Annotated in this window: 8 protein-coding genes; 7 read left to right on the top strand and 1 reads right to left on the bottom strand. The window is 68.1% G+C overall.

From position 1 onward, the window contains the following. Positions 1–215 precede the first annotated feature (215 nt). Complete coding sequence (gene fusA / locus JL101_RS12045; RefSeq protein ID WP_203095280.1) at positions 216–2339, top strand: elongation factor G; 2124 nt, start codon at positions 216–218, stop codon at positions 2337–2339. A gap of 81 nt (positions 2340–2420) precedes the next feature. Further along, entirely contained in the window at positions 2421–2690 is a 270-nt protein-coding gene (locus JL101_RS12040) for a hypothetical protein (RefSeq protein WP_228435418.1), read from the top strand. Positions 2691–2701: 11 nt separating this feature from the next. Here JL101_RS12040 and JL101_RS12035 read toward each other — a convergent pair whose 3' ends face one another. Continuing rightward, entirely contained in the window at positions 2702–4021 is a 1320-nt protein-coding gene (locus JL101_RS12035; RefSeq protein ID WP_203095279.1) for a sigma-54 interaction domain-containing protein, read from the bottom strand. 172 nt (positions 4022–4193) lie between these two features. Between JL101_RS12035 and JL101_RS12030 the strand changes: the two genes are divergently transcribed. From JL101_RS12030 to JL101_RS12010, 5 genes are all read left to right on the top strand, one after another. Further along, entirely contained in the window at positions 4194–6041 is a 1848-nt protein-coding gene (locus JL101_RS12030; protein ID WP_203095278.1) for a TolC family protein, read from the top strand. Beyond that, positions 6038–8086 carry a TolC family protein gene (locus JL101_RS12025; protein WP_203095277.1) on the top strand — a complete coding sequence of 683 codons (2049 nt, stop codon included), beginning with the start codon at positions 6038–6040 and terminating at the stop codon, positions 8084–8086. Before JL101_RS12030 ends, JL101_RS12025 begins: the two co-directional genes overlap by 4 nt. After that, complete coding sequence (locus JL101_RS12020) at positions 8083–10038, top strand: TolC family protein (protein WP_203095276.1); 1956 nt, start codon at positions 8083–8085, stop codon at positions 10036–10038. The genes JL101_RS12025 and JL101_RS12020 overlap by 4 nt, the downstream gene beginning before the upstream one ends. Further along, entirely contained in the window at positions 10035–11090 is a 1056-nt protein-coding gene (locus JL101_RS12015) for an ATP-grasp domain-containing protein (RefSeq protein ID WP_203095275.1), read from the top strand. Before JL101_RS12020 ends, JL101_RS12015 begins: the two co-directional genes overlap by 4 nt. 172 nt (positions 11091–11262) lie before the next feature. Further along, complete coding sequence (locus tag JL101_RS12010; protein WP_203095274.1) at positions 11263–12567, top strand: FHA domain-containing protein; 1305 nt, start codon at positions 11263–11265, stop codon at positions 12565–12567.

Genomic DNA, 12567 nt, shown 5'->3' with positions numbered 1-12567 from the left:
GAGGTCACTGCCATATTTTCGATACCAAATTTCCTGTATAGGACAGTGCAATGGCGGCGGGTCATCCGACCCGGCTGCCTGAGCGCGCAACTGCCGCCCCTGCCCGCTTCCCCGATGGAAGGTGGACGGTCGCGGTCGGCGAACTCCAACCCATAAAGCCGGGGTTATCCTCCGACGTCTCGGCGTCGGTCGAGACTGGCTCAGGAATAGTACTCATGGCACGCAGAACGCCACTCAAGGACATGCGCAACATCGGCATCATCGCCCACGTCGATGCCGGCAAGACCACCACGACGGAGCGCATCCTTTATTACACGGGCCGCAGCTACAAGATCGGTGAGGTGCACGACGGTGCCGCCACCACCGACTACATGGAGCAGGAGCAGAAGCGCGGCATCACCATCCAGAGCGCGGCCGTGACCGTGTTCTGGAAGGATCACCAGATCAACGTGATCGACACCCCGGGCCACGTCGACTTCACGATCGAGGTGAATCGTTCGCTGCGCGTGCTCGACGGTGCCGTGGTGGTGTTCGACGGCGTCGCCGGCGTCGAGCCGCAGTCGGAGACGAACTGGCGCCTCGCGGACAACTACAACGTCCCGCGCATGTGCTACGTCAACAAGATGGACCGCTCCGGCGCCAACTTCCGCCGCTGCGTCGACATGATCGTCAACCGCCTGGGCGCCCGCCCGATGGTGCTGTCGCTGCCGATCGGCTCGGAGGACAATTTCCGCGGCCTGATCGACCTCGTCACCATGAAGGCCCTCGTCTGGTTCTCGGACGAGAAGGACGCCCAGTGGGAAGAGTGGGAGATCACCGACGATCTCGCCGCCAAGCTGAAGATCGACGTCAAGGAAGACCTCGACATCCTCCGGGACATCCCGAAGTACCGCCAGGAGCTGATCGACACCGCGCTCGAGCAGGACGACGCGGCGATGGAAGCCTACCTGGACAGCGGTGAGGATCCTTCGGTCGACGTCCTCCGCAAGTGCATCCGCAAGGGCACCGTCAGCAGCGCCTTCACCCCGGTCATCGCCGGCAGCTCGTTCAAGAACAAGGGCGTGCCGCAGATGCTGGACGCCGTGGTCTGGTACCTGCCCTCGCCGACCGACGTCGAGGCGATCAAGACCGTGGACGAGAACGGCGACGTGGTCGGCGAGCGTATCTGCTCCGACGACGAGCCCTTCGCGGCGCTGGCCTTCAAGGTCATCAACAACCAGTTCGGCGCGCTGACCTTCGCCCGCGTCTATTCCGGCGTGGCGGCCAAGGGCATGACCCTGCTGAACTCCACCCGGGGCAAGCGCGAGCGCATCGGCCGCATGGTGGAGGTCTACGCGAAGGACACCAACGCGATCGAGGAATGCCGCGCGGGCGACATCATCGCCTTCGTCTCGCTGGCCGAGACGGAGACCGGTGACACCCTGTGCGACCCGGCCCACCCGGTCATCCTGGAGCGCATGAAGTTCCCAGATCCGGTCATCAGCGTTTCGGTCGAGCCGAAGGCCAAGGGCGACCAGGAGAAGCTGGGCACCGCGCTGGGCAAGATGGTCCGCGCCGACCCCTCGCTCCGCCTGGAGCTGGACAAGGAGACCGGGCAGACCATCCTGCGCGGCATGGGCGAGCTTCACCTGGAGATCACCATCGACCGCATCCGCACCGAGTTCGGCGTGGAAGCCGTCGTGGGCCGCCCGCAGGTGGCGTACCGTGAGACGATCACCAGCAAGATCGAGCACGTCTACACCCACAAGAAGCAGACCGGCGGTTCGGGCCAGTTCGCCGAAGTCAAGGTCATCTTCGAGCCGAAGGAGCGCGGCGAGGGCTTCGAGTTCGTCGACGCGATCGTCGGCGGCGCCGTTCCCCGCGAGTACATCCCGGCGGTCGGCAGCGGCATCGAGGTCCAGAAGGAAGACGGCGTCCTCGCCGGCTTCCCGACCGTGGACTTCAAGGCGACCCTGGTGGACGGCAAGTACCACGACGTCGACTCCAGCGCGCTGGCGTTCGAAATCGCGGCCAAGGCCTGCTTCCGCGAGGCGATCCGCCGGGCCAACCCGGTCCTGCTCGAGCCGATCATGAAGGTCGAGGTCGTCACCCCCGAGAACCACCTGGGCGACGTCATCGGCGACCTGAACCGTCGTCGCGGCCTGATCCTGGGCCAGTTCGAGCGCGGCATGAACCTGGCGGTCGAAGCGCACGTCCCGTTGTCCGAGATGTTCGGCTTCATCGGCGACCTGCGCAGCATGACCTCCGGCCGTGCTACCTTCACGATGGAGTTCAGCCACTACGATCCGGTGCCGCGCAACGTTGCCGACGAGGTCATCGCCTCGAAGGCCGCAGCGTAAGGTCACGGACCGTCGTGCAGTCGGAAGGACGGCCCGGGAGGAAACTCCCGGGCCGTTTTCCTTTTCGGGGAGCCGTTTGCCGTGGAAGAGCTTTTCGCCGACGGCCGGATCGTCGACGCCATCCTGGTGATGGTGGCGATCGAGGCTGCGGCGCTGTTCGCCTGGATGAAGCGCCGGGGCCGCGTCCGGCTGGCCTGGTCGCTCCTGCCGAACCTGGCGTCGGGCGCCTGCCTGATGCTGGCGCTCCGAGCGGCGCTGAGCGACGGATGGTGGGGCTGGATCGCGCTCTGCCTCGCAGGGTCCCTGGCCGCCCATGTCGCGGACCTTGCCGGCCGGCTGCGGGACCGATGAATCCTGCCGCCTCAGCGCTGGCGGAACTCGTCGGGGCGGAGATGGTGCTTCTTGAGGAGTTGGTACAAACGCGCGCGCGATAGGTCCAGGGCCGCGCAGACCGCCTTGATGTCACCGCTGTGGCGCAGCAGCAGTTCGCTCAGATGGCTGCGCTCGGCCCGGTCGCGGACCACGCGGTGGTCGTCGTCGGGATGCGCCGGCGCGGGATCGATGTGCGCCCGGGTATAGCGCTGGGGCAGGTCCGCCACGCGTACCGGACGACCGTCGAAGATATGGGCGATATACATGCCCAGGTTCCGCAGTTCCCGGATGTTGCCCGGATAATGATAGGTCTCCACCAGGAACCGCTTCAGCTCCGGATCCAGAGTCGGCACCGGGATGCCGTTGTCGGCGCAGACCTTGCGGATGAAATACTCCAGCAGCAGCTGGATTTCGTCCCGCCTCTCCCGCAGCGGCGGGATCAGCAGGTGGCAGATGTTCAGGCGGAAGAACAGATCCTCGCGGAAGGTCCCGTCGCTGACCATCTGCTCCAGGTTCCGGTTGGTTGCGGCGATGACCCGGACATCGACCTTGGTCACCTTGTCCGATCCGACCCTCTGGATCTCGCCGACGTCCAGCGTGCGCAGCAGCTTGACCTGGGCGAGAGGCTCCAGTTCCCCGACCTCGTCCAGGAAGATCGTGCCGCCGTTGGCCTCCTCGAACCTGCCCTTGCGGTCCGCCGTGGCGCCGGTGAAGGCGCCTTTCGAGTGACCGAACAGTTCGGATTCGATCACACCGCTGGGCAGGGCCCCGCAGTTGACGGCGACGAACTTGTCGCGCTTGCTGTTGAGATGGATGATCCGGGCGAAAAGCTCCTTGCCGGACCCGGTCTCCCCCTCCAGCAGGACGGTGAGCTGGGACGGGGCGATGCGCGCGATGCGGTCCAGATTGGCCGCGATCTGGTGGTTGGCGCCCAGGACGCCTTCAAGCTCCAGGTTCGCGCGGCCGCGGGCCCCGACCGCTGGCCGCATCTGCTCGTTCAGGGGGGCCGGCGCGGGCAGCGACAGGGTACAGAGATGGAGATAGGCCGCCCGCAAGGTGTTCAGCTCGCTCAGGAACTCATGCTGTTCGAAGTCGAACAATCTTGAGCTGCCAAGGACCTTGAACTTGAGGGCCTCGATCCGGGCGATGCATTCGTTGATATGGTCGCTGCTGCTGTCGGCGAAAATCCCTGCGGAATAAGGACTTGGCTGACGGTAATCATCGTCCATGGCGCGCGGGTGCTTGTGGTTGGGCGGGTGGGGCGGCGCGGTCGTCGACGGAACGGATCGGACCTGAGGCGGCACGTGCATTGCGCCGCCGGCTCCTCCGGCATGGTAGGTCTACCCGCAAACGCATCAATTTGTCTACCTACAAAGACTTGCCGTTCTCCTTTCGAAGTGTCATCAATCGCTCCTGATCTCATTGTGCTTGAGAAACCAGGCGCTGATGCAAGCTCTTGTTGGAAGAATCCGTGGAGCGAGTTTGATCAGGTTGCATCAGGCTCTTCCTGGCCTGTTGCTGGCCTTGCTGCCGTTCACCCTGATCGCCCCCGCCCATGCGCAGGCCGTGGAAGGCGGCGGGTTCGACCCCGTCGCCATGGTCCGGCTCGCCGCCTCGGGGTCGGCGGCGGGCGTGCGGCGCCTGCTCGACAGCCTCGCACCGCGGGAGATCACCCTGGGGATCGTCGCCGATACCCTGCTGCGAGAGAATTTCGGCTTGCTGGCGGCGCGCGAGGCGATCGCTTCGGCGGCCACGCAGATCACCCAGAGGGAGGCCGCCTTCGACCTGAACCTGGTCACCTCGGTCAGCCTCAGCGTCAACAAGACGGCGGACCGGTTCGAGACGATCGGCCGTCCCCGCACCGCCGAGACCGACCTGACCCGGGACGATGACGGCGACGGCATACCGGATTTCGTGCAGGGCAACACGGGAACCGTGGAGGAGGTCGACGGCGAGAAGGTCCCTTGCGTCTTCGAGGACGACAAGCTGATCAACGGTGGCGTCGGTCCGGGCCTGTGCGGCCAGGAGCCGGAATATTCGGAACGGGAGGAGGCCGCCAGCATTGAGGGCCCCCCCAGCAAACGCCTGACCACCACGGTCGGGGTGTCCAAGATGTTCACCTTCGGGGCCCAGGGCAGCCTGTCGTTGAGCTCCATCTACAACAGCAAGGCCGGCGCCCAGGCGCCGGCGCTAACCCGGCCGATCTCGGCGACCGATCCGTTCGGCTGGGGCGACAAGCTGTTCTGGACCAGCTCGGCGTCGCTCTCGGCGACCATGCCGCTCCCCTACACCAAGGGATTCGGCAGGGCCGGATCACCGGAGAACTTCAGCGTGGAAGCCGCGCGCAGCGGCAGCCGCCGCGCCGTCTTCGCCGAGCAGGCGGCCCGCAACGCGACGCTGGCCGAGGCGCTCCAGCTCTACTGGGACATGATCCGCAGCCTGCAGGACATCCGGATCCTGAACGAGCAGAAAAGCGTCCTGGACCAGCGGCGCGGCCGGGTCGAGCGGCTGATCGGCTCCGGGACGGTGACCAACTACGAGCTGGGCCAGATCCAGCAGGAACTGGCCTCCTTCGCCCTGCGGGAGGAGGCCGCCTGGACCCAGTACCTGTTGCGCTCCAACTCCCTGCTCACCCTGCTGTCGGCCGATCCCGACATGGTGCTGATCCCCGCCGACGCGGAGGCGCTGCTGGCGGAGACCGTGCCCGAGCCGCCGTCCGACGCCTACGACCGCGCGCTGATCGGCCATCCGGAGATCATGGCGGCGCAGGAGGACCTGGAACTCGCCAAGCTGTCGCTGGCCTTCCGCGACAACCAGGCGGCGCCGGACATCGACCTGGTGGTGACCGCCCAGCTCACGCAGAGCGATCTTTCCTTCGGGTTCGGCAATCCGGCCGATGCGTTGATGAACCTTACCAAGCCGGACAAGACCAACATCTTCATCGGCGTCCGATACCTGTATCCGCTCGGCAACCAGGCCGCCCGCGCCGCCCTGAGCCGAGCCCGGACGGACGAGCGCAACGCCTTCGACCGGGCGCGCCAGACCAGGCAGAAGATCGTCAATTCGGTCGACCGGGCACTCGCCGACATCCGCGGTGCGCAGTCCCTGTTGCTGGTCAGCCGGGGCGACATGGAGTTGGCGGGCTTCGCCTACGAGCGCATCGTCGACGAGCGGGAGCGGGGGCTCGCGACGGAGTTCGAAGTGGTCAACCGCTACCAGGACGTCCTGGCGGCCCGCCTCAACGAGGCGAACGCCCGGGTGGAGATGCACAAGGCCTGGATCCGGCTGAGCGCCGCCCAGGGGACGCTAGAGGAGGAGGTGTCGCGATGAGCCTGCCCACGGTTTCCGCCGCGGCGGCACTCCTGGCATTGGCGTTGTCTCCGGGACCCGCCGCGGCACAGCAGCAGCCGGGCACGGAGCCTCCGGCGGGGATCCCGGCGGGGCTCTTCACAAGCGATCCGGCGCGCATCGTCGACGAACGGGGCGGCAACGCCGTGGTTGCCGCGACCCGCACGGCCCTTGCCCGGACCGGGGTCCTGTTCGCCCCGGAGCAAACGCGGGAGCTGGCCCTGCGCGAAGCGGCGCTGACGGCATTGCAGCGCAATCTCGACGTCAAGCGGATCGGGCTGAACAGATCCGTGGTCCAGCGCACCCTGGTCGAGGCGGAAGCGGTCTTCGACCCGGTCTTCATCCTGGCGGCGAACGCCTCCCTGTCGAACAGCTTCGAGCGGATCGAGCGTCCCATGCAATGGAAGCCCGCCACGCAGGAATATGTCCGCGGCCAGCAGATCCCGACCGGCACCCGGACGGACGATATCTTCCTGTGCGGCACCATGGACGACATCCTGAGCCAGCCGCCGGAACTCCAGACCAACTTCCTGCGCGGCCGGATGATCGCGCCAGACTCGAACGGGCGGTGCCATGTCCGGGCACTGCCGTCCACCGCGCCGGTGGCCCTGATCGCCTTCGACAAGGAGCGGGTCGCCGGGTACTATCCGTTCCGCAAGGAGGCGAGCACCAGGAGCCCGAACGGCCGGACCGAGACCTATACCGGGACCGCCGGCGTTTCCCAGCGGCTGCCCTGGGGCGGCAACCTGGACCTCACCGTCGTCACGACCTACCGCGACGCCTATTACGTCAACAATCCCGACGATCCCTCGACCAGGGTCTACGGCTCCTACGCCCGCCCCTGGACCTCGCGCGCGACGCTGTCCGGCAGCCATCCGATTCCCTACACGCGGAACTTCCGCGAGGGGGACGAGAACCGGCTGTCGATCGACACCGCGCGCCTGAACATCGACGTCGCCGATTTCGCGGTGCGCGGCGTGGTCAACCAGACCCTGCTCGGCGTCGATACCCTTTATTGGACGCTGGTCGGCGCAATCCAGCGACTCGACGCGGCTGCGGGTTCCGTTACCTTGGCGGAAGAGAGCGCCGCGCGCATGCAGCGCAGGATGGAACTGGGTCTCGCCAGCGAGAGCAACCGCGGCCAGGTCGTCGCCCAGATGGAGCGCCTGCGCGCCGTCCAGCAGCAGCTCTTCGGCGATTATCTCACCGCGTCCGAATCGCTGCGCGAGCTGCTGGACGAGCAGGACGAAGCTCTGCTGCTGCCGATCGAGTACAGCGCAGCCCTGGACCAGCCGCCCGAGGTGCCGCCGGCATCCGGCGACGGGGTGGGCAGGCTGGCGGCCCGGGTGCTGGACAGCCCCGACTACCTGAGGTCGGAGACGGCGGTCCGGATCGCCCTCCGGGTGCGCGAGACGCGGGACGCGCAGACCCGACCGGACGTGACCGCCAGCGGATCGCTCCAGGTCAGCCAGAGCAACGCGGTCTTCGGCTATTCAAGCGTGACCGATTCCCTGGGCAGCCTGATCAGCTACGACAGCGCGTCCCTCAGCATCGGCGTCCTCTACCGCCGGCCGATCGGCAACCGCGCCGCCAAGGCGGCCCTGGCCGGGGCTGATCACGACATCGCCCGGCAGACGCACCTGCTGCATCAGGTCGAGCGCCAGATCCGCGGCGACTACGAGACCGCTCGCATCCAGCTCGCCAGCGCCCGCCAGCGGATCGACGACACCGCACGGCGCCTCGCGCTTGCCCGCGACCTGTACGACAGGGCGGCCCGGCTCGAAGCCGGCGGTGTCGTGACCGTCTACGAGACGATCGAACGCCTCGGCACCCTGCTGGAGGCGCGCCTCGGCCACATCCAAGCTCGGATCGACGCCCGTATCGCGGAAAGCAGGATGCTGGCCAGCATCGGCGCCCTGGCCGAGCGGTACGGCGAGGGCGTCGCCCAGACCCGCGAGGATCGGGAGCGCATCGCCCTGCTCCGCGGCACCGGCGCGCTCGCCGCCTTCGGGGAGCCGCCGCGATGACGCAGCACCGCATCCTGCCGCCACTTGCGAAGGCCTTCCTGATCCTGGCGCTGGCCGCTCCCGCGTCGGCCCAGTCGCCCGGTGCCGACCTGCTCGCCCGCCATGGCGCCGCCGTGACCGAGCTGGTGAGGCGGCAGATCGCGGAGCAGCCCGGTGCCCGCGACCTGGACCGGATCACCCTGGTCGGCGACCTGCTCAAGCGCCGTCCCGACATCGCCGGCGCGCGGACGGTGGAGCCGATCGACCGCAGGACCGCGGTGGCCAGCGGCCTCGGCAACAACCTGCGCCTGGCGATCGGCCTGACCACGCCGGAGCGCGCCGCGGCCCTGTCCCGCGAGGCGGACGCCGTGTTCAATCCCGTGCTGGACCTGACGATCGGCTATGGCCGGACGGACACCGAGCACCGCACGCGCATCGGCAAGGCGATCACCAAGGCGGTCAACGCCGACGGCTTCAACATCAACTCGCCGTTCAAGAACCTGCCGCCGAGCGAGAACGAGGGGCAGGCCCAGATCAAGGACATGAAGCTGCGGCCGATCAAGGGCGGCGAACTGATCGAGCTGCCGATCGAGGCGACGCCGGGCCGGACGTTCGGCAGCCCTGAGGAGAGCCTGAACTACACGCTCCAGATCACGCAGGAACTGCCCTGGGGCGGTACCCTTTCGATCACCGACCGGACCGCCCAGCGCGAGGTCTATTACCGGGCCGGGTACTACTGGGAGGACGGGATGTGGAGCACCAACCTGTCCGGCAACCTTAACATGCCCCTGCCCTTCACCAAGGATTTCGGGTCCGACAACAGGAAGAACGCGGCATCGCGCAGCGCCGCCGCCGTGGCCGAGCGGGCGGACTGGGACCTCCAGGTGCTGCTCAACACGGTCCTGCTGGAGATCGACACCGCATATTTCGACACCGTCCGCCGCCTGGAAGCGCTGGAGACCACCGTCGCCAACCGGGACATGATCGTGCGGCAGCAGGAAAGGATGGACCGCCTCTATGCCCTGAACCAGACCACCCGGCTCAAGAAGGCCCAGATCGACGCGGAGGCCGCCAGGGCCCGGGTCCGGGTCGAACAGGCGCTCAGCGATTATGTCGCCGCGTCGCAGGCCCTGTCCCTGCTGATCGGCGAGCCCTCTGTCATCGGCGCGGACGCCATCTATCTGCCGGTCGACTACGAGGACGACCTGGCGCAGGCCGTGCCTGTCGACCTGGAGACCGCCTTGCGCACCGCCCGGGAGAGCCGGCCCGACTTCAAGGTGGACGACATCAACCGGGTCCTGCGCGAGATCAACGAGGCCCTGGCCCGCAACCAGGCCCGCCTGGATCTCCGGTTCGTCGCCAGCGTCACCGCCGGCCAGAACGGGACGTCCTACGGCTATGCCGACCCCCTCGAGAGCCATACCGGGATAGCGTCGCCGGACAGCCTCAACCAGAGCTACGGCCTGGGCCTGTCCTATCCCTGGGCGAACCGCTCCGCCGAGGCCGGCGCCGAGATCGCGCGGCTCGGCACGCAGGATCAGGATTATGCCACCCAGTCCCTCCAGAACCGCGTCCGCCGCGAGATCACCGAGCGGCTGGCTGCAGTCCAGGCCTCCCGCGCCCGGGTCAGGGCGGGCGCCGCCGAAGTCGACAACCTCGCGACCGCCGTCGCCAGCCTGGAGCGCCAGCAGGCGCTCACCGGCACGGTGTCGGAGGACGAGCTGATCCAGGCGACGCGCCGCCTGCTCTCCGCCCGGCTCGCCCTGACCGGGGCGCGGGTCGAGGCCAAGCAGGCCGAGAGCGGACTGCTGTTCGCCGAGGGGACCATCGCGGGCGCGCTGGCGGAACAGACCGTCGTCAGCCAGTTCGACCGCAACCGCCTCTCGTTGCTGGCCGATGCCGGCCACCTCTCTTTCTTCAGACCCGCCGAGTCCCGGCAGGACCGGGTCGCCAAACCGGAAGGAAAACCATGAAGATCGGCCTGATCGCGCCGGCGGCCTCTCCCTTCGGCCGCCGCCTCCATGCCGGGCTGTGCCGGCGCCTGGGAAGCGACGTGCCCTGGCTCGACGCCTCGATGCCGGAAGGAACCCGGATGAGCGTGGGCCAGGCCGGCATCCGCTGGAACGGGCACGAGCTCGACCGGTTCGACGCCCTGTTCGTCCATGGCTTCCGCTACGAGGACCCGGTGATCCCGGCCGCCGACCCCGGCACCGAACCCGGCGCCGACTGGTCCCTGTGGCAGTCGGAGCATGTCCGGCGGCAGCAGCGCTACAGCTTCCTCTACAGCCTGCTGTCCCGGCTCGAAGACGCGCCGGTGCGGCTCTACAACGGCCCGGCCGGGCACCTCGCGGCCTTTCCGCGCCACCATCAGCTGGAACGCCTCGACCAGGGGGGGCTGGCGGTCGCCCGCGCGATCTGCACCAATGATCCCGACATCGCGCGGGACTTCGCCCGGTCCGTGGCCGACCAGGGGCGTGCCGTCGTGTGGCGGACGGCGACCGGAAAATGCGCTTGGCAGCTGTTCCGCGACCGCCAGCGCGAACACTTGATGGGGGCGGACAAGCCGCCCGTCCTGCTGGCGCCGACCGTGGACGGGCCGCTGCGCCGCGCCTACGCGATCGACGGCCGGACCGTCCTGACGCTCGAATGGGCCATGCCGTCCGACGATGGGCTGGAGCGCCTGGAGGTCTTCGGTCCTGTCACGGGACCGCTGCCGGACGCCGAGAGCAGCGTCGCCGGGACCGCGCTTGCCCTGTCCGGCCTGCGTTGGGGCAGCGTCCTTTACGTCGCCGGCCCCGACGGCCCCGTCATCTACGACGTGGACGCCGATCCGGCGGTGACGGACCTTCCCGGGGCGATGGGCGAGCACCTGACCGGGTGCCTGGCCGCCACCCTCGCCGGGGAGCCGCACCCCACGGCCGACGGGCTCGCGGCTGCCCCCAGGGACAGTCTCTTTCTGCGCCGCATGCTCCGCATCCAGTTCGACATCGAGCGGACCAAGCATGCGGCCGCACCTCCCGCATAAAGGTTAATTACCGTTAATTATTACCGCTGCGGTTGCTTAAAATGCCACGCTTCGGCATAGTGACCCTGCGGCTCCGCGCTGCGGCGCAACGGCCCCCATGCCGAGGCGTCCTGCACATCACCTGGCCCGGACATTCCGTCGAGCGATGATCGATTCAAATCAAGACAGAACCATGCTGGTACGCGACCAGGGGCGCAGGGCCGGTGCCGCCGGCGGAGCGAACGCGCCTGCCGGCAATCCGGACGGAAAGCTCATCTGCCTGGATCCGTCGCAGATCGACGGCGCTCCGGCCCAGGTCGTGGTGCCGCTGCCCGGCGGAAAGACGGTGACGATAGGGCGGGGCGACGCCAGCTCGTTCGTCGTCGCGTCCCGCAAGCTCTCGCGCCAGCATGCCAAGCTGTTTCCCGGCGAGGGCACCTGGGGCGTCGAGGATCTCAACAGCACCAACGGCGTCTACGTCAACGGCCACAAGATCAATACGATCTGGCTGAAGCACAATGACGAGGTCAGGCTCGGCTCCCTGGCCTTCCGTTTCGAGCTGGACCGCCCTCCCGCCAACTCGCCGGAGCGCGGACGCGCCCTGCCCGTCCACCATGACGACGACCTGTCCGAGCGGACCATGATGGTCGGCAGCCTGGGTGCCGGGAAGGCCGTGCTCGACGCCGTCCGAAAGGTGGAAGCCCCCGTCAAGGTGAAGATCGACGAGGACGAGGACGGCGCCGGGGAAGAGCGGGAACGCTCCGGCATCCGCGGCAGGCTGGTCCTGGGCGGCGTGGTGGGCATCGTGCTGGCGGGGCTGGGCATCGGGGCCGCCGTCTATTACCCGATCCACAAGAAGCAGCAGTTCATCGCACAGACGATCGAGCATTCCGCCGCGGTCCGCAAGCGGGTGATCGACCGCGCATCCCAGTATGCCGGCGGCAACCAGGCCGCCTCGTTCGACCAGGACTTGAACGACCTGGCGGAGGCGATCGCCGACAGCGGCCGGCTGCTCGCTTCCGAACAGAGCGCGCCGCTGGCCGACCTGGCGGCCCGCATGAAGTTCCTGTCCTTCGAGCGGGAGTTCCTGCCTCTGCTCGCAAAGGGAGACCTGGCCAGCCTGCGCCGCCTGACCGAACGGCTGAACGCCGACCTGGAGACGACGGCCGGCCGTGTTCCCGCCAATGCCGAGCACGGCTCGGCCGACGGAGTCGCGGTCGCCCGCGAACTGGTGAAGCTGGCCCGCATCCTGATCGACCTGCGCGCCCTCTCGGCCGAGTTCCCGCAGGTGTCGAAGCTCGCCCCGGCCCAGCCGCCGCGCGACCGCATCCAGGCGCTGGATGCGCAGAAGCTCGATTTCACCCGGATCCGGCGGGAGACGAACAGGTACCTGTCGGTGGACTACGTGCTGTTCAACTCGGCGGTGAAGTCGGTCGAGGACCGTGACCTGCCGTTGCTCAACCAGTGGAAAGAGTTCCTGGGGTCCGGCCCGGGGTGA

This window comes from Skermanella rosea, from assembly GCF_016806835.2.
Lineage (GTDB): Bacteria > Pseudomonadota > Alphaproteobacteria > Azospirillales > Azospirillaceae > Skermanella > Skermanella rosea.
This window is presented reverse-complemented; position numbering and strand designations above follow the sequence as displayed.

What these genes read in the sequence shown, in the direction of transcription:
- fusA (WP_203095280.1), top strand. Translation starts at nt 216, where the DNA reads ATGGCACGCAGAACGCCACTCAAGGACATGCGCAACATCGGCATCATC.
- JL101_RS12035 (WP_203095279.1), bottom strand. Translation starts at nt 4,021, where the DNA reads ATGCACGTGCCGCCTCAGGTCCGATCCGTTCCGTCGACGACCGCGCCG.
- JL101_RS12025 (WP_203095277.1), top strand. Translation starts at nt 6,038, where the DNA reads ATGAGCCTGCCCACGGTTTCCGCCGCGGCGGCACTCCTGGCATTGGCG.
- JL101_RS12020 (WP_203095276.1), top strand. Translation starts at nt 8,083, where the DNA reads ATGACGCAGCACCGCATCCTGCCGCCACTTGCGAAGGCCTTCCTGATC.
- JL101_RS12015 (WP_203095275.1), top strand. Translation starts at nt 10,035, where the DNA reads ATGAAGATCGGCCTGATCGCGCCGGCGGCCTCTCCCTTCGGCCGCCGC.
- JL101_RS12010 (WP_203095274.1), top strand. Translation starts at nt 11,263, where the DNA reads ATGCTGGTACGCGACCAGGGGCGCAGGGCCGGTGCCGCCGGCGGAGCG.